Origin of the sequence: Flammeovirga sp. SJP92, from assembly GCF_001583495.1 — a bacterium.
GTDB lineage: Bacteria > Bacteroidota > Bacteroidia > Cytophagales > Flammeovirgaceae > Flammeovirga.
This window is the reverse complement of sequence record NZ_LQAQ01000018.1, coordinates 192,518-213,988: the sequence shown is the minus strand read 5'-3', so window position 1 is coordinate 213,988 and position 21,471 is coordinate 192,518. Positions and strand designations below refer to the sequence as shown.

At 35.0% G+C, this 21,471-nt stretch carries 21 protein-coding genes; 14 read left to right on the top strand and 7 right to left on the bottom strand.

Features of this window, described 5'->3' with window-relative positions; translation table 11 throughout:
* Positions 1-18: 18 nt before the first annotated feature.
* Positions 19-1,107 (top strand): chorismate synthase, encoded by a 1,089-nt coding sequence (gene aroC, locus AVL50_RS04650; RefSeq protein ID WP_062615315.1) that lies wholly within the window; start codon positions 19-21, stop codon positions 1,105-1,107.
* Positions 1,108-1,270: 163 nt separating this feature from the next.
* Here aroC and AVL50_RS04645 read toward each other — a convergent pair whose 3' ends face one another.
* Both AVL50_RS04645 and fbaA read right to left on the bottom strand, forming a co-directional pair.
* Positions 1,271-2,443 carry a PQQ-binding-like beta-propeller repeat protein gene (locus AVL50_RS04645; RefSeq protein ID WP_062615314.1) on the bottom strand — a complete coding sequence of 391 codons (1,173 nt, stop codon included), beginning with the start codon at positions 2,441-2,443 and terminating at the stop codon, positions 1,271-1,273.
* A gap of 331 nt (positions 2,444-2,774) precedes the next feature.
* Positions 2,775-3,860: a class II fructose-bisphosphate aldolase gene (gene fbaA / locus AVL50_RS04640; RefSeq protein WP_062615313.1), complete on the bottom strand. Its 1,086-nt coding sequence runs from the start codon at positions 3,858-3,860 to the stop codon at positions 2,775-2,777.
* Between the two features lie 388 nt (positions 3,861-4,248).
* Here fbaA and accD point away from each other — a divergent pair, with 388 nt between their 5' ends.
* Both accD and rodA read left to right on the top strand, forming a co-directional pair.
* Positions 4,249-5,091, top strand: coding sequence for an acetyl-CoA carboxylase, carboxyltransferase subunit beta (gene accD, locus AVL50_RS04635; RefSeq protein ID WP_062615312.1), 843 nt, complete (start codon positions 4,249-4,251; stop codon positions 5,089-5,091).
* Positions 5,092-5,228: 137 nt separating this feature from the next.
* Positions 5,229-6,509 carry a rod shape-determining protein RodA gene (gene rodA / locus AVL50_RS04630; protein WP_062615311.1) on the top strand — a complete coding sequence of 427 codons (1,281 nt, stop codon included), beginning with the start codon at positions 5,229-5,231 and terminating at the stop codon, positions 6,507-6,509.
* Between the two features lie 50 nt (positions 6,510-6,559).
* On the opposite strand, the gene AVL50_RS04625 is transcribed toward rodA, so the two are convergent.
* The 3 genes from AVL50_RS04625 to folP form a co-directional block, all read right to left on the bottom strand.
* Complete coding sequence (locus tag AVL50_RS04625; protein ID WP_062615310.1) at positions 6,560-7,441, bottom strand: leucine-rich repeat domain-containing protein; 882 nt, start codon at positions 7,439-7,441, stop codon at positions 6,560-6,562.
* Between the two features lie 264 nt (positions 7,442-7,705).
* Positions 7,706-8,527 carry a diadenylate cyclase CdaA gene (gene cdaA / locus AVL50_RS04620; protein WP_062615309.1) on the bottom strand — a complete coding sequence of 274 codons (822 nt, stop codon included), beginning with the start codon at positions 8,525-8,527 and terminating at the stop codon, positions 7,706-7,708.
* A gap of 217 nt (positions 8,528-8,744) precedes the next feature.
* On the bottom strand, positions 8,745-9,593 hold the full coding sequence (folP, locus tag AVL50_RS04615) for a dihydropteroate synthase (protein WP_062615308.1): 849 nt from the start codon (positions 9,591-9,593) through the stop codon (positions 8,745-8,747).
* Between the two features lie 80 nt (positions 9,594-9,673).
* On the opposite strand from folP, the gene AVL50_RS04610 reads away from it, so the two are divergent.
* Genes AVL50_RS04610 through AVL50_RS04595 form a run of 4 tightly spaced genes read left to right on the top strand, consistent with a single transcriptional unit; the run spans position 9,674 to position 13,018 of the window.
* On the top strand, positions 9,674-10,228 hold the full coding sequence (locus AVL50_RS04610; RefSeq protein ID WP_062615307.1) for a DUF1599 domain-containing protein: 555 nt from the start codon (positions 9,674-9,676) through the stop codon (positions 10,226-10,228).
* Between the two features lie 54 nt (positions 10,229-10,282).
* Entirely contained in the window at positions 10,283-11,437 is a 1,155-nt protein-coding gene (locus AVL50_RS04605; protein WP_062615306.1) for a BT_3928 family protein, read from the top strand.
* Between the two features lie 9 nt (positions 11,438-11,446).
* Positions 11,447-12,502 carry an ABC transporter permease gene (locus AVL50_RS04600; RefSeq protein ID WP_062615305.1) on the top strand — a complete coding sequence of 352 codons (1,056 nt, stop codon included), beginning with the start codon at positions 11,447-11,449 and terminating at the stop codon, positions 12,500-12,502.
* A 6-nt stretch (positions 12,503-12,508) separates the two neighbouring features.
* Positions 12,509-13,018 carry a shikimate kinase gene (locus tag AVL50_RS04595; protein ID WP_062615304.1) on the top strand — a complete coding sequence of 170 codons (510 nt, stop codon included), beginning with the start codon at positions 12,509-12,511 and terminating at the stop codon, positions 13,016-13,018.
* Positions 13,019-13,082: 64 nt separating this feature from the next.
* On the opposite strand, the gene AVL50_RS04590 is transcribed toward AVL50_RS04595, so the two are convergent.
* A complete protein-coding gene (locus AVL50_RS04590; RefSeq protein ID WP_062615303.1) occupies positions 13,083-13,913 on the bottom strand; it encodes a DUF3108 domain-containing protein in 831 nt (276 codons plus the stop codon).
* A gap of 148 nt (positions 13,914-14,061) precedes the next feature.
* Between AVL50_RS04590 and AVL50_RS04585 the strand changes: the two genes are divergently transcribed.
* The 7 genes from AVL50_RS04585 to AVL50_RS04555 all read left to right on the top strand — a co-directional run bounded on the left by AVL50_RS04585 (position 14,062) and on the right by AVL50_RS04555 (position 19,125).
* On the top strand, positions 14,062-14,841 hold the full coding sequence (locus tag AVL50_RS04585) for a TatD family hydrolase (protein ID WP_062615302.1): 780 nt from the start codon (positions 14,062-14,064) through the stop codon (positions 14,839-14,841).
* A 5-nt stretch (positions 14,842-14,846) separates the two neighbouring features.
* The gene (locus AVL50_RS04580; RefSeq protein WP_062615301.1) at positions 14,847-15,926 is read left to right on the top strand and encodes an asparaginase; all 1,080 of its coding nucleotides are present in this window, start codon (positions 14,847-14,849) and stop codon (positions 15,924-15,926) included.
* A 258-nt stretch (positions 15,927-16,184) separates the two neighbouring features.
* A complete protein-coding gene (locus tag AVL50_RS04575; protein WP_062615300.1) occupies positions 16,185-17,015 on the top strand; it encodes a MotA/TolQ/ExbB proton channel family protein in 831 nt (276 codons plus the stop codon).
* A gap of 59 nt (positions 17,016-17,074) precedes the next feature.
* On the top strand, positions 17,075-17,422 hold the full coding sequence (locus tag AVL50_RS04570; RefSeq protein WP_062615299.1) for a hypothetical protein: 348 nt from the start codon (positions 17,075-17,077) through the stop codon (positions 17,420-17,422).
* Positions 17,423-17,424: 2 nt separating this feature from the next.
* The gene (locus tag AVL50_RS04565; protein WP_062615298.1) at positions 17,425-17,973 is read left to right on the top strand and encodes a biopolymer transporter ExbD; all 549 of its coding nucleotides are present in this window, start codon (positions 17,425-17,427) and stop codon (positions 17,971-17,973) included.
* Between the two features lie 55 nt (positions 17,974-18,028).
* Positions 18,029-18,490 (top strand): biopolymer transporter ExbD, encoded by a 462-nt coding sequence (locus AVL50_RS04560; RefSeq protein ID WP_062615297.1) that lies wholly within the window; start codon positions 18,029-18,031, stop codon positions 18,488-18,490.
* A 167-nt stretch (positions 18,491-18,657) separates the two neighbouring features.
* The gene (locus AVL50_RS04555; RefSeq protein WP_062615296.1) at positions 18,658-19,125 is read left to right on the top strand and encodes a hypothetical protein; all 468 of its coding nucleotides are present in this window, start codon (positions 18,658-18,660) and stop codon (positions 19,123-19,125) included.
* Between the two features lie 56 nt (positions 19,126-19,181).
* Here the strand turns inward: AVL50_RS04555 and pulA are convergent, their stop codons facing one another.
* Complete coding sequence (gene pulA, locus AVL50_RS04550) at positions 19,182-21,206, bottom strand: type I pullulanase (protein ID WP_062615295.1); 2,025 nt, start codon at positions 21,204-21,206, stop codon at positions 19,182-19,184.
* Positions 21,207-21,471 lie beyond the last annotated feature (265 nt).

Sequence of the window (21,471 nt, the reverse complement as noted above, 5' to 3'; positions counted from 1 at the left end):
TAACTAACAAAAAAGGTAATGAATACATTTGGAAAACAATTTAGGATTACCACTTTCGGTGAATCTCATGGTAGAGCGATTGGAGTTACAATAGACGGATGCCCTGCAGGCGTACCTTTCAGCTTGGAAAAAATTCAAGAAGAATTGGACAGAAGAAAGCCGGGTCAATCTAAAATTACAACTCAAAGAAAGGAAGCAGATTCCGTAGAAGTTTTATCGGGTGTTTTCGAAGATGTAACAACAGGAACACCTATAGCTTTATTGATTTGGAATCAAGATCAAAGAAGTAAAGATTATTCTCATATTAAAGATGTCTTCAGACCATCACATGCAGACTATACATACCATGCTAAATATGGTGTGCGTGATTATAGAGGAGGAGGAAGAAGTTCTGCAAGAGAAACAGCGGCAAGAGTAGCGGCAGGTGCAGTAGCAAAGCAGTTTTTAGAGGCGATGGGCATTTCTTTCCATGCTTATGTTTCTGAGGTGGGAGACATTAAAGTAAGCGAAGACTATTCTACTTTAGATTTCTCAGAGATAGAAAAAAATATTGTCAGATGTCCTGATGCTGAAAAAGCGGAGCAAATGATTGAGTTGATCGATCAGGTGAGAAAAGACAGAGATACTATCGGAGGAATTGTTTCTTGTGTTATCAGTGGTGTTCCAGCAGGATTAGGCGAGCCAGTTTTTGATCGTTTAAATGCTGAATTAGGAAAGGCAATGTTGAGCATCAATGCTTGTAAAGGTTTCGAATACGGAAGCGGTTTTGCCGGTACTAAGCTAAGAGGTTCTCAACACAACGACGCTTTCTATACGGAAGAAGACGGTAAAGTAAGAACAAAGACAAACCTTTCTGGAGGTATCCAAGGCGGTATTTCTAATGGTGAAGATATTTATTTCAAAACAGCCTTCAAACCTGTAGCTACTATTATGGTAGATCAGGATTCGATTGATAAGGAAGGAAATGAAGCAACTGTTTCAGGTAAAGGACGTCACGACCCTTGTGTTGTTCCAAGAGCAGTGCCTATCGTGGAAGCAATGGCCGCATTGACTATTGCAGATATGATGATCAGAGCCAATTCAAATCGATTGGAGCAGTTGAAATAATTTATCCTTGCGAAGTGAAAAGATAAAGTAAAGACGGCAGTTGTTTTTGAGTGAAATAACTGCCGTCTTTTTATGTGAAAATTTTAATGCCTAATTCAGTCCTGTAGAAGCTTAGCCCTGCTAAGCTATATCATCAACTTTAAATCAGACTTTAATCAACACTTTATTGATTTGTATTTTCTTTATAGATAAATAAGCCTTCTTGACTAGGTAAAATCAGTAGGTCTTTATGTTTTATAGCAGCTGTCATCAGTGTTAAATAGGGTGGCAAGTACCCTTCAATAATTTCTCCAGTAAGAGCATTTCTTGTTTTTAGACCTCTACTGCTGCTATATAATACAACATCATCAATAATTATAGGAGAAGAGTAATGATCATATTGTACTCCTGAAGTTTCCTCCCAGATCAATTCCTTCTTATTTACATCATAACAAAATAGGTCATTTCTTGTATTGAAATAGAGCCTGTTACCCACTTTATAAGGAGTGCAGTAAATAGGTTGATTATCTTTTATTTTATACTCCCATTCTATTTCTCCAGAAGTAATGTTTATGGCATACATTATATTAGTACCCGTGCTAACATATATAATGTCATTTTCAATTAATGGCTTAGATGCAATTTGCCCAAATTCTTGTTTTTTCCATCCCTTAAAAGTTTTAGACCATTTGACATTACCGTCATAATCTAAATTAGTCAAAATAAAATTCTGACCGTTTTCTTGCGACCATGTACATAGGGTAATAGAACTTTTAGTCAATCCTGAAAAACCATAAACTCCTTCAATTTTTTGTTGTTTATCATCTTTGATCCAATTGACCTTTCCAGTTTTAGAGTTTAATGAATAGATTTTGCCATCAAAAGTAGCAAATACAACTATGTTTTCATTTGCTGATACATACGCACCTTCTTCTTTTACTTCAAATTTATATTCCCAATTCACTTTTCCATCGGATATGTTTTTGGAAATAATTGCATTTTTTTTCGCTGAAAAATAAATAATTTGGTTAGAAGTACCACATGTAAACAAAGAATGATCTGAAGAAGCCCATAGTAACTCTCCCGTTTTTAAACTGACACTGTACATTCCAGTATAATAGACAGAGAAAACGATTTCGTTTTTACCTTTAACAGGTGCAGAATTAATCATGAAACCCGATCCGGCGTTAGGAAGTTCTTTCTGTGTATTCAATAGTCCCATTGTAGCCCAAAATTTTTCATACCCCCACTTGAGATTATACTTATGCAGGTTTTGTGCTGAAGCAAATAGGGGAAATACACAGATGAATAGAAATAGAACCTTGTTTGCGGTTGAAGATAAAGTGTGTTTGCTCATTTTATTTTTAAAGTATTATTTGGAGAAATAAGTATTAAGATAGAAAAAGATGGGTGTTTCGTACACCATAGTTAAAACTATGGGCAGGTGATAATTAAACCTAATCAAGACTAAAGTCTTGAAGGGTCACAACGTAAGCAACACTTTAGTGGTGTTGGAGTCAATATCACTTGCCCATGACTTTAGTCGTGGTGCACGCTATTTTTATCCCTTTTCTTTTGTTCTAGTACTTAACTAAGATCTTAATAAAAGGTGTATCTGCAAAGAATACCATAAAAAAAGGTTGTCCCATAAAAAATGGAACAACCTTTTTAATAGAAACTAACTATTCTTAGTCTTCGAAGATGTTTACGTCATTCAAGTCTTCAAACGTTTTTTCTAAACGAGTGATCATAGACTCTTCAGATACACGTAACCACTTACGAGGATCATAGTATTTTTTGTTTGGCTCATCAGCACCTTCTGGGTTACCGATTTGACCTTGTAAGTAATCATGGTATTTAGCATCGTAACCACGGATACCATCCCAAGTTGCCCACTGAGTATCAGTATCGATGTTCATTTTGATAACACCGTAAGAGATACCTTCACGAATTTCTTCTAATGATGATCCTGAACCACCGTGGAATACGAATTTCACTGGCTTGTCAGTATCAGTACCATGCTTCTCAGTGATGAACTTTTGAGAATCATCTAAGATAGTTGGAGTCAACTTCACGTTACCTGGCTTGTATACACCGTGTACGTTACCGAAAGACGCAGCTACTAAGAATTTATGGTCGATTGCACCTAATTTTTCGTAAGCGTAATCAACTTCTGAAGGTTGAGTGTAAAGACGTGAAGGATCAACATCAGAGTTGTCAACACCATCTTCTTCACCACCTGTGATACCTAATTCGATTTCAAGAGTTTGACCCATTTTAGCCATACGCTCGAAGTACTTACCAGAGATTTCCATGTTCTCCTCGATAGACTCTTCAGAAAGGTCAATCATATGAGAAGAGAATAAAGGCTTACCAGTTTCTTTCATGAACTGCTCAGAAGCGTCTAATAAACCGTCGATCCAAGGTAATAATTTTTTAGCACAGTGGTCAGTATTCAAGATAACACGAGCACCATATTTTGCAGCCAATTCGTGAACGTGCTTAGCACCAGCGATTGCACCAGCAATAGCAGCCGCTTGACCTTCACCTTTAATGCCTTTACCAGCGTAGAAAGAAGCACCACCGTTTGAGAATTGAATAATTACTGGAGCTTTTAATTTAGCTGCAGTTTCCATTACCGCGTTCACTGAGTTAGTACCTACACAGTTAACAGCTGGAAGAGCAAAACCTTTTTCTAGCGCGTACTGATATACTTTTTCTACGTCTTCACCAGTGATTACACCTGGTTTGATGTCGTTGATATTAAAAGACATAATATTATTTTGAATAATTTGTGATACTATGCATAAAACACTTTATGCAAATTTGCCTCACAAAGATACAAACCTAAAATCGTTTTTTATAGAATGATTTTGGTGATTTTAGTATGCTTAATTCAAGTATTTGGATCAATTTCACTTGATTTACAGCGTGTAAAATTGACACATAATTAGAAAATTTATCAATATTTACATATGTTTGAAATAGTTGTAAAACGGTGTGTTTGGATGATTTCTCTCTCTTATTTAGAAAAAAAAACTAAAAAAAGTAGGCGAACATACATTTAAGTTTTTGCATTGTGTTCTTTATGAATATCTTTACAACTCTTATACAATTAGTATAATAAAGAATATTATCTCTATACAGAATATATAGTTTCTTATGGCTTGGTTCAAAAGAAAAGAACAGGGGATACAAACCCCTACTAGTGAAAAGAAAGATTCACCTGATGGTCTTTGGTATAAAACAAACCAGGGAAAGATTATACATATGCAGGAATTACGTGAGAATGCTTACGTTTGTCCTGACGATGAATTCCATGTTAGAATTGGTTCTAAAGAATATTTTGAAATCATTTTTGATGACAACACATTCACTGAACTAGATGAAAACATGACTTCTGGTAACCCTTTATCATTTAAGGATAGCAAAACTTATGAGGATAGAATTGCGGCGAGCCAGAAGAAAACAGAACTTAAAGATGCTTGTAGAACTGTAGTGGGTAAAGTAAACGGTCTTGACTTAGTAGTGAGTTGTATGGACTTCAGCTTTATTGGCGGTTCAATGGGTTCTGTTGTTGGTGAAAAAATTGCAAGAGGTATTGACCATGCATTGGCAAACAAGATTCCTTTTATGATGATCTCTAAATCTGGAGGTGCTCGTATGATGGAAGCAGGTTTCTCTTTAATGCAAATGGCAAAAACTTCTGCTAAACTAGCATTATTAGACGAGGCAGGTTTACCTTATATCAGTTTACTGACTGATCCAACTACAGGAGGTGTAACGGCATCATATGCTATGTTGGGTGATATTAATATCGCTGAACCTGGTGCATTGATTGGTTTCGCAGGTCCACGTGTAATCCGTGAGACAATCGGTAAAGATTTACCGAAAGGATTCCAAAGTGCTGAGTTCTTACAAGAGCACGGTTTTGTTGATATGATCGTGAACAGAAGAGAGCTGAAAAGAAAATTGACAACATTCTTGAAGATGATTCAAAACTAATTTGTCAATAAATCAAATATTCAAGTCCTCAGAATTGTTTTATAAATTCTGAGGACTTTTTTTTGTAAGATAGAGGGACTGATTATCCTCATTTTTTTACAAGGTTAATGATTTAGCCGAATTTTGAATTAAAACCTATGCGAGAAAGTACCGGCAAGCGGAATATAGATTGGTTAACCATATTTTTATACACAACCATGGTAGTGGTTGGCTGGCTTAATATATACGCTGCAGTGTATCAGCCTGATGCACCAACCAGTATATTTTCATTAAGTCTGAATTCTGGAAAACAGTTGATGTGGATTGGAGGGGCATTTATCATTGCGATTTCCATCATGTTGATTGATTTCAAGTTTTTCAACACTTTTGCTTATCCCATTTTTGGGGTAACGCTGATCGCATTACTTGGTGTATTAGTAATTGGACACTCCGCGGGTGGTAATACTTCCTGGTTTAAATTAGGTTTTATACGAATCCAGCCTTCTGAATTTGCAAAATATGCCTTGGCATTAGCTTTGGCAAAATATATAGATAATCCAACCGTAAGAATTGATAAGTGGACTGGCGGTTTACTTCAAGCTTTCGCCATAATTGGTATGCCTACTGTATTGGTATTATTACAAAAAGATACAGGTTCTGCTATGGTATTTAGTGCTTTCTTCTTGATGCTTTATAGAGAAGGAATGCCACAGTATATCATGTTGTTGGGACTTTGGTTTGTGTTCCTTTTTGTGACAGCCCTTGTGACAGACTCATTTATTGCTGGAATGATATTGCTGACCTTAGGGATTTTAGCAATTATTTTTGTGATCTATACCAAAAAGAATAAATCATTGATCTTCATGATTTGTATGTTTGGAGGCGTCTCATTCCTATTTACGGAAGGAATCGATTATATATTATATGATATCATGAGACCTCACCAAAGAAAAAGAATTGAAGTTTTGGTAAATCCAAATATTGATCCTTTAGGGGTGGGCTATCAAGTGACTCAATCCAAAATTGCCATCGGTTCAGGTGGACTTCTAGGAAAAGGTTTTTTGGAAGGAACGCAAACGAAATTCAATTTCGTGCCAGAGCAAAGTACCGATTTCATTTTCTGTACAATTGGTGAGGAGCATGGATGGATTGGAAGTATGGTGACAATTGGGTTGTTTACCGCTTTAATTATACGGCTTATCATATTATCAGAACGGCAGAAGTCTCGTTTTGCTAGAGTGTATGGCTATAGTGCGGCAAGTATATTTTTCATTCACTTCATGATTAATATGGGGATGACCATAGGGATTTTTCCTGTAATTGGTATTCCATTGCCTTTCTTCAGTTATGGAGGTTCCTCCTTGTGGGCCTTTACATTATTGCTATTTACCTTTATAAAATTAGACAGTCATCGATCTCAAATGTTGAGCAGAGCTTAAAAAAAAGGATCACGTTTTTCAAAAGCGTGGTCCTTTTAATTTTTTAATGCTTACTGAACATCAAACATTATTTTAGTATTGGGCAAATCGGTTTCTAACCTTTTTATTTCGGTTTTCGAAATGGGGTTGCCAGAAAGTACCAATGTCTCTAGATTTTCTAGCGCTGAAATGCTTTTCGGAAGCTTTTCGATTTTATTAAGAGAAAGGTCCAAAAGCTTTATTGATTTCATATTTCCGATATCTTTTGGAATAGAGGTCAATTTGTTGCCTCTTAAATTCAGAAATGTAACCGCTTCTAATTGTGTTAATTCATCAGGAATATTTTCAATACTGTTATTGCTTAGGTTTAATTCATATAAATATTGAAGCTTTGATAAATCAGAAGGGATATATGAAATGTCATTGTCTCCTAAATCTAAAGCTATAATGTATGGGCATGAATTATAAATGGTGCCTAAGTCTTGCAGTCCATTATTGGATGCATTAAGGGAAACTAAATTCCCGAATTCACTAAACTGATTGGAAATGCTATTGATGTTTTGTGATGAAATATCAATACAAAAGGCTTTGTCGGGCATTAATGCTGCTGACTTCAAAAGAAAGCATTCTGATCTCCCTAATTCATAAAGTTTTTCAATGGCTGGATTGTAGCCATATTTCATAGCGTCTATAAAATCCAGACAAAAATCAGAGTTATAGAAACCTTGTTTTTTGCCAAAAAGGTCTTTACTGATAGCTCTATGGTAATAAGCTTCTGCTAAATCGTTTTGTATACTGATTGCCATTGTAAAATTACTAATAGCTTGTAAGTAATCTTCTTTTGCAATGTTATTTAGGCCTTTATTAAGGAAAGTATTAGGGTCGTTGTTGAAGGTGAAAGAAAAAAGTCCTAACAGAGCGAAAGTGAGCAAAAATTTTTTAGATGTCTTCATGTTGTATATAAAGTAAAATAGGTTTACACTTTCATAACGTTAATTTGTAATAGAAAGTTTGATTTTTTAAAAATATGATTATGAGTACTTTAAGTGTTAAGTCAAAAATAAATAGATAAGTAATTCTTTTTCTATACTTCGTGTCTGCGATACTTGAAAAGTGAATTCATAGTAGTGTTGTTTAATAATTTTGAAAAGAAGTGATCGCAAAACAATAGTAAATATTACTATGCAATAAATTTGTCTCAGTACTTATATATTGAGTTAAGCTGTCTTCTGAGCTTGCTCTTCCTGACCGTCACTCATATAACTACGAATTTTGGTCCTTAATTCCATTGCTGATAAATTGTGGTCAATCTTACCACTCTTTATAAATGACATTTGTCCGGTTTCCTCAGATACAATTAAAACAATTGCATTTGTGTTTTCTGTCATGCCAATTCCTGCTCTGTGTCTCAATCCCATGGTTGCTGGTATATTGGGGTTTTCTGAGACTGGTAAAATGCATCTTGCTGCTTGAATTCTATTATTGTAAATCAGGCAAGCACCATCGTGCATAGGGGAGTTTTTGAAGAAAATAGAGAGAAGGAGTCTTTTTGAAATCTTTGCATCTACATAATCTCCTGTGTCTGCATAAAATTGTAAATCACTGTCTTTAGAGATTACAATCAAAGCACCAGTATTTGTTCCCGACATGTCTTTCATGGCATCAATGATTGCCAAGATGTCAAGGTTTATTTCCTCATGTTTACCTTTTCCTCTAAACAACTGGAAAATTGGAAAGTTTTTAAAGTCTGTTGATTTACCAATGATCAAAAGGAACTTTCTAATTTCTTGCTGGAAAAGTATAATAGCGGCAATTACCCCCACATCAATAAACTGACTTAGAATCTCAGAGAGTAATTCCATGTCAGTTGCTTTTACAACTAAGTAAGTAAGATAAATTGATAATCCCCCTACAAAGATTTTTAAGGCAACGCTTCCTTTGATTAGTTTATATAGATGAAAAAGCAATACCGATACTAAAAGAATATCGAGTACATCAACGAAATTAATATCTAAAAATCCTACTGTAAATAATAACATTTATTTATTGTTCGAGATGTGAATTGCTTTGAGCACTATAGATAAACATACCACTTTGGGAACTGATTTTTTTATTTAGTGAATAATCTTCGTCAAGTTTAACTGTTCCAAAAGTGAATTTAATCTGAAATTCCTACTTTGCCCTCTTCTATTATAATAAGAAAAATTTGTATTAAGAAGTAAAACTACTTCTCAATACAAAAATAGAGTCTTTCTTTTAAAATGAAACGGTTTGTTGCATAAGTTTTACACATTCTACAGCAGGTTTAACATCATGAACTCTCAAAATATTCGCTTTTTTACTTAAAGCGATTGTATTGATGACTGTAGTACCATTTAAAGCTTCTTGAGGAGTGACATTGATGACTTTATTAATCATCGATTTTCTTGAAACCCCAACAAGGATAGGCAACTGAAGTGACTGTAGTAATTCAAGGTTATGCAGTAGTTCATAGTTTTGTTCTAAAGTTTTAGCAAAACCGAATCCTGGATCAATAATTAAGTCATTGTCTCCATTGCTAATGAATTCTGCTTTTTTCTCAGAAAAATACTTAATGACTTCATGAGTCACCCCGTTTGGATATTCAGTCAGCTCTGACATTGTTTGAGGATTTCCTCTCATGTGCATTAAGATGTAAGGAACGCCCATTTGATTGACGGTGTCGTACATTTTATCATCTAGACTACCTCCTGAAATATCATTAATAATGGCTGCTCCTTTTCTGACAGCTTCCCTTGCAACTTCGCTTCTGAAAGTGTCAATGGAGATAATGGTTTCAGGGAATTCTTCTTTTATTTTCTCAATAATTGGTAATACTCTATTTAGTTCTTCTTGCACTTTGATATGCTCGGCACCTGGCCTAGAAGAGTAACCGCCAATATCTAAAATGTCAGCACCGTCTTTAAGCATTTGTTCTACTTGTATCAGTGCGTCATCTACATATATTTTTCTGCTGTTATTATAAAAAGAATCTGGTGTAGCATTAATAATTCCCATTACTTTAGGGGTGTCGAATGCTAAAATATTTTGACTTATTTTGATGGAAAGATGCTGTGATTTTATCATTTAGTTTGAGGTTGTATAGGTTTACTCTAACTTTGTGCAAAGTTAGCTGAAAAAAGTCAGTTAAGAAAGATAGTTTAGATATGACGCAAGCGGAAAAAACAGAACAAGAGTTTAAGGCGGTAATTGAAAAGTGTAGAGCCTTATTTGAGAAGAAGACAGTAGATTATGGTACTGCTTGGAGGATCTTAAGATTGCCTTCTATAACTGATCAGATATATATAAAAGCGATGAGAATTCGTTCTATTCAGGAAAAAGGAGAGCAAAAAATTGATGAAGACATTTTAGGCGAGTTTATTGCTATAATAAATTACTGCCTGATGGCTTTAACGCAACTTGAATTGTATAATGATGATCGCATGGAGTTGACTCCTGAAGAAGTAATGAGTCATTATGATAAGCATGCATCCAATACAATGCATTTAATGTTTGATAAAAACCACGACTATGGTGAGGCTTGGAGAATGATGAGAGTTTCTAGTATCACAGATATTATTCTTATGAAATTATTGAGAGTAAAACAGATCGAAGGAAATGACGGACAAACGCTAGTGTCTGAAGGAGTAGATGCAAACTATCAGGATATGATTAATTATTCTATTTTTGCTCTAATATTATCGGAATTTGTTAATAAATAATTTTTTGTACTGCACAAAGAGTAACTAACAACATAACAATACACAAATAATTCTATGAAGAATTTATATAGATTTTTAGCAATAATTGTAGGCCTAGTTTTTATTGTTTCTGGTTTGGTGAAAGTGGATGATCCTACCGGAACAGCAATCAAGTTTGAAGAATATTTTCACGTTTTTGCAGATGATGTTTCAGGTACCATAGGTGCTTTGGAGATGTTTTTCTTGTTCCTTGCTGATTGGGCTTTGCCAATGTCTGTATTGTTTTCTTCTTTTGAATTAGTATTGGGAGTTGCTTTGGTAGTGGGGTATAAGGAGAAGTTCTCAATGAGAGCTACTTTAGCCTTATTGTTGTTTTTTGGATTGTTGACCTTTTATTCAGCTTGGTTTAATAAAGTCACAGACTGTGGTTGTTTTGGAGATGCTGTAAAGTTTACTCCTTGGGGCAGTTTCACTAAGGACGTAATTCTACTGGTCTTGCTTTTAGGAGCCATGCTATTAAAGCCTAAAAAGTCGCTCACTCAATATGGCATGTACGGTAATTCCTATACTGTTAAAAAATCTAGCCCAGCTTGGAAATTTATTGTAGTAGTTATTGCTTCTGTGTTTTCTTTGGGAACATGTTATTATGCATTAAATCACTTACCCCCTGTAGATTTCCGTCCTTATAAAGTAGGAGCGAATATTCAGAAAATGATGTCTCCGGATGTTCCTTGTGAAAGTGTTTATTACATGGAAAAAGACGGTGAAGAAAAGATGTTCACTACTTATCCAACAGATCCTTCATGGAAATTTGTTAGAATGGAAATAACGAATGAGGAAGAATGTAAATCTTTGATTCCTGATTATTATATTTCGAATGCTGAGGGAGAAGACTTTACAGCTTTGACTACAAATGCAACGCGATTATTAGTGATTGTTCAAAATGTTTCTGAAATTGAAAAAGAAGAAATTACGTCAATTAAGAAAATGTTGACTTCTTTGGAAAGTACAGTAGGTTCAATGGTAGTTACTAGTGATGCAAATAACTTTGAGAAGTTCATGCATGATTCCCAATGGAACATTCCTTACTATTATGCCGATGCTACCGTTTTATTGGCAATGGTAAGATCTAATCCAGGTATTCTTTTAATTGATAATGGAACAATATTAGGGAAGTGGCATTATAATGATATACCAACTGCTGACGAAATCTCTCAACTCTTAAATTAATTATAGAAAGTGCTACAGTTTATTATTAATCGATTTTTATATGGCCTCTTAGTAATATGGGGAGTGATCACAGTGGTTTTCATGCTTTTTCATGCATTACCTGGAGATCCTGTCGATTTAATGTCTGGACAGCATGCAGATTTAGAAACAAGAGAGTTGATTCGCCATGAATTGGGATTAGATGACCCTTTGATGGTGCAGTACGGAAGATATATTGGCGATTTACTACCTATATCCATTGAGAAAAATACCCCTGAGGCACAAGCAAAATATAATTATTTTAAGCTTATACCTTTAGGAGGAAGAGCACTTGTTTTAAAATACCCCTACTTGAGGAAGTCTTTTCAGACCAACAAAAGGGTAGATGAAATATTAATAGAAAGTATTCCAGGCACCTTTTGGTTAGCTTTAGCAGCTATAATCATTGCCACTACATTTGGTGTACTTTTAGGAGTAACCGCAGCCGTTAATTTTGGTTCTAAAATAGACCATTTTATTGTTGGGGGATCAGTAGTGTTCATTTCAATGCCTTCATTTGTACTGGCTATTGTGATGGCAATTACTTTTGGGTACTATTTATCTGATTTTACGAATCTGAATATGACAGGTTCACTTTGGATGAATGATCCTTTAAAAGGTCGAGTTTTACACTTAGAGAATCTGATCTTGCCAGCATTTACGCTTGCAACAAGGCCTTTGGCTATTATCATTCAGCTCACAAGAAGCTCAATGCTAGATGTAATGTCTCAAGATTACATTAGAACAGCAATGGCAAAAGGAGCAGGTTTTTTAAGAGTGATATTTATGCACACGCTTAGAAATGCATTGAATCCTGTAATCACAGCAGTTTCTGGATGGTTGGCTACTATGATGGCTGGAGCCTTTTTTATTGAGTATATTTTTAAATGGAAAGGTTTGGGCTTCAAAACCATTCAAGCAGTAGAGTATTTGGATTTACCTGTTGTGATGGGCTCTACAATATTGATCGCTTTTGGATTCGTTGTAGTAAATATTTTTGTAGATATTTTATATGCTATTGTTGATCCAAAGGTAAGATTACACTAACAAATCATGCGAATTTATTTAATAGGAATGCCCGGTAGTGGGAAATCTACTTTGGCAAAAGAACTTTCGACTCTACTTTCGTTGCCGTATTATGATATGGATACAGAAATCGAAGAAAGAGAGAAGAAGAGTATCCCAGATATATTTACTGAAAAAGGGGAAGATTATTTTAGAGTTGTAGAGAAGGAGGTAGTACATACTTTTATGCCGGACAACGCCATTCTTGCAACAGGTGGTGGAGCGCCTTGCTTTTTTGATAATATGGACTTTATGCTAAAAAATGGTGTGACGGTCTTTGTGGATGTACATGAAGATGTATTAGTAGAAAGAGTTTGGGAACAGCAGGGAACACGGCCTTTGTTGGCTCAGGACGAGAAGGACGAGGTTTATACGGCAATCAAAGAAAAAAGAGAAAGTCGCTTTCCTTATTATTCCAAAGCTGAATTTACAATAGAAGCAGGTACTAAAACCCCTTCTGAATTGGCCTTGGAAATAAAGCAAGTTTTAAAAAAATAATCAAAAAGAGCATGTTTGAAATTATCAAACATGCTCTTTTTGTATCTTATATAACTCAAGAGTATTATCCCTTGGACTTCTTTAATTTCTGTTTTAAGCCTTTGTATCTCACCAAATCAACATTGACAGCTCCAACAATAAGCTCAGCTTGTATTTTCAAAGGAATTCTATTAACGTCTTTTGAAACCCAGAACTTAATAGGGTGAGTTCCTGAGAAAAGTTGATTTTCAGGCATTATAGGAGACATCACATATGACTCAATTCTTCCGAATTTTGTGTGGCATTTTTCCACTCCTAAATAAACGATATCAAAACTATAGCCTTTGTTTTCCCAGAAGGTATTCATTGTGATGGTATCCCCTTTAGTATACTGCTCGTAATCTAAAGTTCTTAGGAGGTAGTAACCAGAAATGACATCAAAAGAACCAGGAGCCATTTCATATTCCTCATTATGAATCTCAGGTTTGTCTTTTTTCTTCCATTCCACTTTCGCCTTCCCATTGACTTGGTCAAAATCAATTTTCTCTTCTAATGTGTAACCACCTTCAAGAATATCACGGTTGAACTGAACAGGCAATATTGTTTCAGGATCAAAGTAACTTTGCCATAGGTCACGGATTTTCATGCCCATGCCAAACATGCCGATACTTTTTCCATGAACGTCTACTTTATAACATTTTTTACCATTTACTTCGTGAAATTTTTTATCCAAATGGACCACAGCTTCTCCAGCTTCAAAAACTGAATAGCCTGCAACATACGTTAATGTTTCACCTTGTTCGAAAGTAATAGACGTGTCTTTTGGAAGATCTTGTTGTGTTTTAAAGCCAAAAGCGGCTATTCCAAAGAATATACAAGAGCAAGTTATTATTATGTTTTTTTTATTCAGTCTCATAGAATTATATGAATTACTTAATAATTAATTTCAATATTAGTCATAATTATGGAAATAAGACCAACCTATTAAAAAAATTCGATTTGGATTTTTTATAGGTTAAAACCTAAGCTGTTATGTTTGTGCGGAATACCAAATAATTAAAATTATGATAGATACTCACGCGCATATATACTCAGACAAATTTAGTGCAGATATTGACAAAATTTTAAGTGACGCTTTCAACGCAGGACTCAAGCACATTTTAATGCCAAATATCGATCATACTTCTATTGATGGTATGTTGGAACTAGAAGAAAAATATCCAGGCAAATGCCTTTCGATGATGGGACTGCATCCATGTCATGTGGATCAAAACTTTGAAAAAGAACTTTACATAGTAGAGGATTGGCTGTCCAAAAGAAAGTTTGTGGCAGTAGGTGAAATGGGATTAGACTTATATTGGGACAAAACTTACAAGGAACAACAAATTGAAGCTTTCAAGATTCAAGCAGAACTAGCCAAGAAACATCAGTTGCCATTAGTGATTCATGCAAGAGATGCCATGGCAGAAACATTAGATGTTTTAGAGGAAGTAGCTTCTGAAGAATTGTTTGGAGTACTTCATTGTTTTACAGGAACAGTCGATGATGTAAAAAGATTAGAAGCAATCAACTTTAAAATTGGCATTGGAGGAGTTGTAACTTTCAAAAATGGCGGATTAGATAAAGTGATTCCTCACGTAGATTTATCTCAGGTCGTTTTAGAAACAGACAGTCCTTACCTAGCGCCAAAACCTTACAGAGGAAAAAGAAACCAGCCTTTATACACCACTCACGTTTGTGATAAAGTGGCAGATTTGACCGGTAAAAGTGGTCAAGAAATAGAAGAAATAACAGATAAGAATTCATATGACCTATTTAAAATAGAGGAATATCTAAAGAAATAAGCAAGATGAGAGATTATTATAAAACTGTAAACATTAATTCCACAGGCCCAAAAACATCAGATACATCCATACTTATCATTTATACAGGAGGAACAATTGGAATGGACCGCCATCCAGAAAACGGAAGTTTGACACCATTTGATTTTGAAAAAATAATAGATGCTGTACCTGAGTTGAAAGGGTTTGATTTTGAATTGACCGTCTTTTCATTGGATCCATTGATTGATTCGTCAGATGTCACACCGGATCATTGGATTCAACTCGGTAACTTGATCGAAGACTTTTATGAGGACTTCGATGGCTTCGTCATTCTTCATGGTACAGATACGATGGCTTTTACAGCCTCAGCTTTGAGCTTTATGTTGGACGGGGTACATAAACCTATCATTTTGACAGGTTCTCAACTTCCTATTGGTGAAAAAAGAACAGATGCACGCGAAAACTTGATGTCTGCATTAGAAATGTGCTCTGCTCGTGATGCTAACGGAGAAATGCTTATTCAAGAGGTTTGTATTTGTTTCAATAGCAAACTTTTAAGAGGCAACAGAGCTAAGAAAGCACAGAATTTTAATTTTACGGCGTTTAGGTCTTATAATTACCCTTCTTTAGCAGAGGCAGGAATTTTTATTGAATATAAAAAAGAGATGTTTTGGAAGGACCCAATTACAGGTCCTATCCGAGCTATGAAAAAGTTTGATGCTAATGTTATTGTGCTGAAAATTTTCCCTGGAATGCCTAAAGATTTCATAATGCAAATGCTAAAAAATCGAAAATTACAGGGAGTGGTGTTGGAAACCTATGGATCGGGTAATGTACCTACCTCAGATTGGTTTATTGAACTGCTAGAAGAGACGGTGAAAAGAGGGGTTGTAGTGGTCAATATTTCACAGTGTACAGGAGGGATGGTGATGCAAGGGCACTATGCTACGAGCACGAAACTCAATGAGATAGGTGTCCTTTCCGGTAAGGATATGACCACTGAAGCAAGCGTAACTAAACTCATGTGTTTGTTAACAAAGTATAAAGACGTGAACAGGGTCAAAGAGCTTGTAGGCATACCGTTAAAGGGTGAATTGACTCAGTAAATTAACGAAATGTAACATTTATAGGGCTTAATAGTGTGATTTTGGCATTTATAAATGAATAATCAATTTGTATATAAGTATAATTATATATTTCTTTGCGAGTCAGTAGTCGTTAAAAACTATCAAAAAAAGTACGAAATCGAAAGATTAGTACTAAATTGCTCAACGATTACGGATGATAGTCAAAACAAATTTATTATTACAGTATCAGTTCTGTGATTTTAGTTTATTTAATCGCAATCTGAACGTTAGAGAGTTATGAAAAAAGTATTCGCGTTATTGATGTTTTTCTGTGCACTTACTTTAGGTATCGCACAGTCGTATGCGCAAGATGAAACAACAGAAGAAGTTGCTACAGAAGAAGTAGCAGCAGTTGAAGAGACATCTGCAGCAGTCGAAGAAAGTACAGTTCAAGAAGTATCTTCTGACGAATTGGCACAAGTAGAAGAATTGTCTTTCACTCAAGCAGTGAAGCAAAAATTCATCGAAGGTGGTTGGGAATTTATGGGAGCTGTATTGCTTACATTAATCCTTGGTTTAGCAATCGCTATTGAGCGTGTGATCACGTTATCACTTTCAACTACAAACACTAAGAAGCTTTTAACGAAAATCGACGAAGCTTTACAGTCAGGTGGTGCAGATGCAGCTTTAGAAGTTGCTAAAGCTACAAGAGGTCCAGTTGCTTCTATCTTTACACAAGGTTTAATGAGAGCTTCTGAAGGAATCGACATGGTTGAAAAATCAGTTGTTTCTTACGGTTCAGTAGAAATGGGTAAATTAGAAAAAGGTTTACCATGGATCTCATTATTTATCGCTATGGCACCAATGTTAGGTTTCATGGGTACGGTAATTGGTATGATCGGTGCCTTCGATGCGATCGAGGCAGCAGGTGATATCTCTCCTTCACTAGTAGCAGGTGGTATTAAAGTAGCCCTTCTTACTACAGTAGCAGGTCTAATCGTTGGTGTAATCCTTCAAGTATTCTACAACTATTGTGTATCTACAATCGACGGTATCGTATTAGAAATGGAAGAAGCTTCTGTATCTTTAATCGATATCTTGGTTAAGAACGAATTGACTGCTAAATAGTAGTACCTATTTACAAATTGTAAATAGTAATTGTAGAATTAAAGAAATTACACATAGTTATGAACGGTGAAGCTATATTTACAGAATACTTGCTACCTTTCACTGGACTATTAATCATTATTGCATTAGTAGCTACAGTAATCGGCTTCTTGATGTCAATCATTACTGATCCTAAATCAGCGATCACAGTATTGATTACAATCGCAGGCTTGGTAGTATTATTCTTTATCGGTTATTCGGTAGCAGATAGCTCTGTGACAGCAAGAGAGTTAAACGAGTTCGGTGTGGATGAGCCATTATCACAAAAGATCGGTGGTATCCTCAACATGACTTATTACTTATTCATTATCGCTGGTATTGCGGTAATTTTAGATGTTGTTCAAAGAGTAGTTAAATCTATTGGATAGTTATGTTAAAGAAGAAGAAAAAAGACGCACCAGAAATTAATGGTGGAGCAATGGCGGATATCGCCTTCCTATTGCTGATCTTCTTCTTGGTGGCAACAACAATTGCATCTGACAAAGGTGTAACAGTAATGTTACCTCCAAAAGCTGAAGACGTAGATGTTAAGGTGAAAACTCGTAACGTGTTTAACATTCTTGTTAACTCAAACGATGACATGTTAGCTCAAGAAGAAATGGTAGATTTACCAAAACTTCGTACAATGGTTAAAGAATTTGTTCTTAACAACGGTAAGGACAAAAACCAATCAGAGTCTCCAGCTAAGGCAATTATTTCATTGAAAACGGACCGTGGTACATCTTACGAAATGTACATTGGCGTAATTGACGAGTTGAAACTCGCTTATGCTGAAATGCGTGCCATGTATTTGAAAATGCCTTTAGAAGATTTTCAAAATTTGGATAAGGATAATCCAGATCAGAAGGAAAAGATTGATAAAGCAAGAAAAGCAATCCCTTACAAAGTATCGGATGCTGAGCCTTCTGAGATAAAATAATTGGTCTAACAAACGCCATCATTCGTGGTGGCGTTTATTTAAATACATTGACCTTATGGCAACGTTTAAGAAGAAAACAAAAACGAAGCAGGATATTCCTACTTCAGCCTTGCCAGATATTATTTTCATGCTTTTGTTCTTCTTCATGATTGCAACGACTTTCCGTGAGTCTGAGTTATTAGTGAAGAACTCATTGCCTCAAGCATCTGAGTTAACAAAGCTTGAAAAGAAATCATTAGTTTCTTATATCTACATTGGTGAACCAAGTGATACAAGAAAATATGGCACAGAAGCACGTATTCAAGTGAACGATGTATTGATCGATCCAGAACAAATTGTTCAGCACGTGATTCAGGAAAAAGACAAATTAGGTGAGGATAGTGAGAAAATCACTATGTCACTTAAAATTGATAGAGAAGCTAAAATGGGTATCATCTCTGACGTTCGTCAGAAACTAAGAGAGGCTAACGCATTGAAAGTGAACTATGCTGCTAACAAGAAATTACGTAATTTCTAAGATCGCATAGCTATCAATGTTTAAGAGGTCAAGTCTTATAAAGGCTTGACCTTTTTATTTTTAACGATATTCATACACAATTTGGTTAACTACTCCTAAAAGATGGGGCTATTCCAAAACATAATAGCTTTATGCCCGTTTTCAACAGCAAACTAATTAATTCCAATATGAAAAATATTCTTTACTTCATCATAACTTTATTGACTGCATTTACCACGGTTCAAGCTCAAGAAAAACAAGGAGATTCTATGAAAGATGCTGATTTTACAATAAAATCACCTAAGGTAAATTTTGATCCCTCCATAGAATTGAAAGTACTTAGAAATGCAAATTGTATTACAGTAAAGGATAATTGCATCTATTTTTCTTCTGATAATAAGAAGGAAACTGAAAGCTTTAAATTAGAGTTTCAATCCTTTTCTGATGAAAATGATGTGAGTTACGCTAGGTACAATCTTTATAGAGGACCTTTTAGAAGGTTGCAGATAAAATATAAAAAATTGAAGGAGGATCAATTTACATGCACACTTCAGTTTTTTGATTTAAGTGGAAGGGTAATGTATACGGTAGAATCAGATCAATTGAAAATGCATGAAGAGTTAGTCTCTAAGGGTAATAATAAGGATGTAAAATAAAAACACCTGTATTGATATATGAAAATCAATACAGGTGTTCTTTCTAAATAATATTTTTATTCCTGAATTAAAACTAATGCTGAAATCCCTTCGATTTTCACAGAACTCATTGTTTTAATACCCTTTGAAGAAGCTTTATTTCCATCTACTAAAACTTTCCATTTTCCTGAAGGGAGGAATTTGCTGATATCTTTCGCTGTTTTATTAGCATTAAAAATAACAGCGATTGTTTTAGCAGAATCATTATTCGCATTATTTGATATCGTATAACCAACGATCAATGGATCTTTAAAATCTATAAATTTTAAATTCTGAGTAATCATCTCTGTTGATGTCATTCTAAAAGCAGGGTGTGCTTTTCTGATCTCAATTAAACCTTGGTAGTAATCAAATATGTCTTTGTTCTCAAACTTCCAGTCCCAATTGATTTTATTGATAGCGTCTGGTTTGTTATAGGAATTATGTTCTCCTCCTTTTGTTCTTAACATCTCTGCCCCTGAATGAATAAAAGGGATACCTTGAGATGTAAGTACAACAGCACTAGTTAGCTTGTGCATTTTTTTGATTTCTTCCTTACTAGCATCCGGTTGAGAGATACTCAATTTATCGAATAAGGTGTGATTATCATGACAAGATACATAAGTGACAGTTTGTGAAGGTGTAGGAGCCCATGGTGCTTTGGAGTAATTGATTTTACTGTAATCAATTTGTGGGTGCTTTGTAGAGGCTACAATTCCAAATTTGATTGTTTCATTCAATTCTTTATTTCCTTGTATAAAACCAATCTCATCATCATAAAAAACGCTTCCTTTTAAGCCATCACGAATGTCATCACTAAATGCGGCTACTCCTTTCATTTTCGGAGTATTGGCTTTTATAGCTTGCTCTTCAGCAGGAAGTGGTGAAGCTGCCGCGTTCCATCCTTCTCCATAAATTAAGATACTTGGATCAACTTCCATTTTTAACCTTTTAGCTAAAATATTCATGGTCTCGATATCGTGAATTCCCATTAGGTCAAATCTGAAACCATCTAAATGGTATTCTTTTGCCCAATATAATACAGATTCTACGATGTACTTTCTAGCCATGACTCTTTCAGAGGCCGTTTCATTTCCACAGGCAGAAGCATCAGAATAACCACCTTTCTCATTTTGTCTGTAATAATATTGAGGAACTTCTAACGAAAAATTAGAATCATCACCAGAGAAAGTGTGATTATATACTACATCCAAGATCACTCGAATTCCTTTTTGGTGAAGTGCTTGTACCATTTGTTTGAACTCTTTAATTCTAACGGCAGCATCATAAGGATTAGTAGAATATGAACCTTCTGGGACATTATAATTTTCAGGGTCATATCCCCAATTGTAAGTTCCTTCTTCTAGTTTTGTTTCATCAACACTATGATAATCAAAAGAAGGAAGTAGATGTACGTGTGTAATACCTAGTTCTTCAATATGGTCAATACCTGTTTTTAAACCTTTATCACTAACAGTTCCTGTTTCTGTCAGTCCTAAAAACTTACCCTTATTCTTTGCTCCAGAGTTTTCTGCAATTGTTATATCCCTTACATGAATTTCATATAAAATGGCATCGGTCAATTCTTTAAGTTCAGGACGTTGATCATTTTCCCAACCTGTAGGATTGGTTGAATTGAAATCAATGATTTGTCCTCTTTTTCCATTAACCCCAACTGCGGTAGCGTAAATACCTGGAGTTTCGGCTAGTTTTTGATCACCAATTTGAACTTGATAAGTATAATACTTTCCAAGCAAATCTTTATTGACCTTAAGTGTCCACGTGCCTTTTTCAGTAGCTTGCATAGGGATACTTTCAGAAGCTTTTCCTCCTAATCCTTTTTCATAAAGTTGAACGGTTACTTGGGAAGCTGTAGGTGACCACATCTTAAAAGTGGTCGCATTTTTTGAATATTGAATTCCTAAATCACCGTCATAATAAGGGTAGGAATTAAAATCTTTTGCGTCAAACCCGCTATGGCCATCAGCAGGAGTTGAATCACAAGACGAAAACAACATACACGTAGTAATGATGGATGAAAATAATAGAATTAATCTTTTCATTGAGAATTGATGTTTGATATTATAATGTAAATGAACAGTTTAAATTATCGTTTTTTACAGTGCAACTGTCTAATTGTTCCAAATAAGAAATGCATTTCTGCTTCACATTTTAATTTAGCGAATATCATAATAAAAACTAGATGAATAAAGGTTTTTAATTCTCAAAAACCGATGATTATTTCCCAATAAGTTACACTTTGAAATTGCCATTCTTCTAAATTATGAATAAAAATACCTAGTAATGGGTATGTTGTTTTAAGTTTTA

What these genes read in the sequence shown, in the direction of transcription:
- AVL50_RS04585 (WP_062615302.1), top strand. Translation starts at nt 14,062, where the DNA reads ATGATAGATACTCACGCGCATATATACTCAGACAAATTTAGTGCAGAT.
- AVL50_RS04575 (WP_062615300.1), top strand. Translation starts at nt 16,185, where the DNA reads ATGAAAAAAGTATTCGCGTTATTGATGTTTTTCTGTGCACTTACTTTA.
- aroC (WP_062615315.1), top strand. Translation starts at nt 19, where the DNA reads ATGAATACATTTGGAAAACAATTTAGGATTACCACTTTCGGTGAATCT.
- folP (WP_062615308.1), bottom strand. Translation starts at nt 9,593, where the DNA reads ATGATAAAATCACAGCATCTTTCCATCAAAATAAGTCAAAATATTTTA.
- AVL50_RS04570 (WP_062615299.1), top strand. Translation starts at nt 17,075, where the DNA reads ATGAACGGTGAAGCTATATTTACAGAATACTTGCTACCTTTCACTGGA.
- AVL50_RS04565 (WP_062615298.1), top strand. Translation starts at nt 17,425, where the DNA reads ATGTTAAAGAAGAAGAAAAAAGACGCACCAGAAATTAATGGTGGAGCA.
- cdaA (WP_062615309.1), bottom strand. Translation starts at nt 8,527, where the DNA reads ATGTTATTATTTACAGTAGGATTTTTAGATATTAATTTCGTTGATGTA.
- rodA (WP_062615311.1), top strand. Translation starts at nt 5,229, where the DNA reads ATGCGAGAAAGTACCGGCAAGCGGAATATAGATTGGTTAACCATATTT.
- AVL50_RS04560 (WP_062615297.1), top strand. Translation starts at nt 18,029, where the DNA reads ATGGCAACGTTTAAGAAGAAAACAAAAACGAAGCAGGATATTCCTACT.
- AVL50_RS04645 (WP_062615314.1), bottom strand. Translation starts at nt 2,443, where the DNA reads ATGAGCAAACACACTTTATCTTCAACCGCAAACAAGGTTCTATTTCTA.
- fbaA (WP_062615313.1), bottom strand. Translation starts at nt 3,860, where the DNA reads ATGTCTTTTAATATCAACGACATCAAACCAGGTGTAATCACTGGTGAA.
- AVL50_RS04625 (WP_062615310.1), bottom strand. Translation starts at nt 7,441, where the DNA reads ATGAAGACATCTAAAAAATTTTTGCTCACTTTCGCTCTGTTAGGACTT.
- accD (WP_062615312.1), top strand. Translation starts at nt 4,249, where the DNA reads ATGGCTTGGTTCAAAAGAAAAGAACAGGGGATACAAACCCCTACTAGT.
- AVL50_RS04605 (WP_062615306.1), top strand. Translation starts at nt 10,283, where the DNA reads ATGAAGAATTTATATAGATTTTTAGCAATAATTGTAGGCCTAGTTTTT.
- AVL50_RS04590 (WP_062615303.1), bottom strand. Translation starts at nt 13,913, where the DNA reads ATGAGACTGAATAAAAAAAACATAATAATAACTTGCTCTTGTATATTC.
- AVL50_RS04555 (WP_062615296.1), top strand. Translation starts at nt 18,658, where the DNA reads ATGAAAAATATTCTTTACTTCATCATAACTTTATTGACTGCATTTACC.
- AVL50_RS04580 (WP_062615301.1), top strand. Translation starts at nt 14,847, where the DNA reads ATGAGAGATTATTATAAAACTGTAAACATTAATTCCACAGGCCCAAAA.
- AVL50_RS04595 (WP_062615304.1), top strand. Translation starts at nt 12,509, where the DNA reads ATGCGAATTTATTTAATAGGAATGCCCGGTAGTGGGAAATCTACTTTG.
- AVL50_RS04610 (WP_062615307.1), top strand. Translation starts at nt 9,674, where the DNA reads ATGACGCAAGCGGAAAAAACAGAACAAGAGTTTAAGGCGGTAATTGAA.
- pulA (WP_062615295.1), bottom strand. Translation starts at nt 21,206, where the DNA reads ATGAAAAGATTAATTCTATTATTTTCATCCATCATTACTACGTGTATG.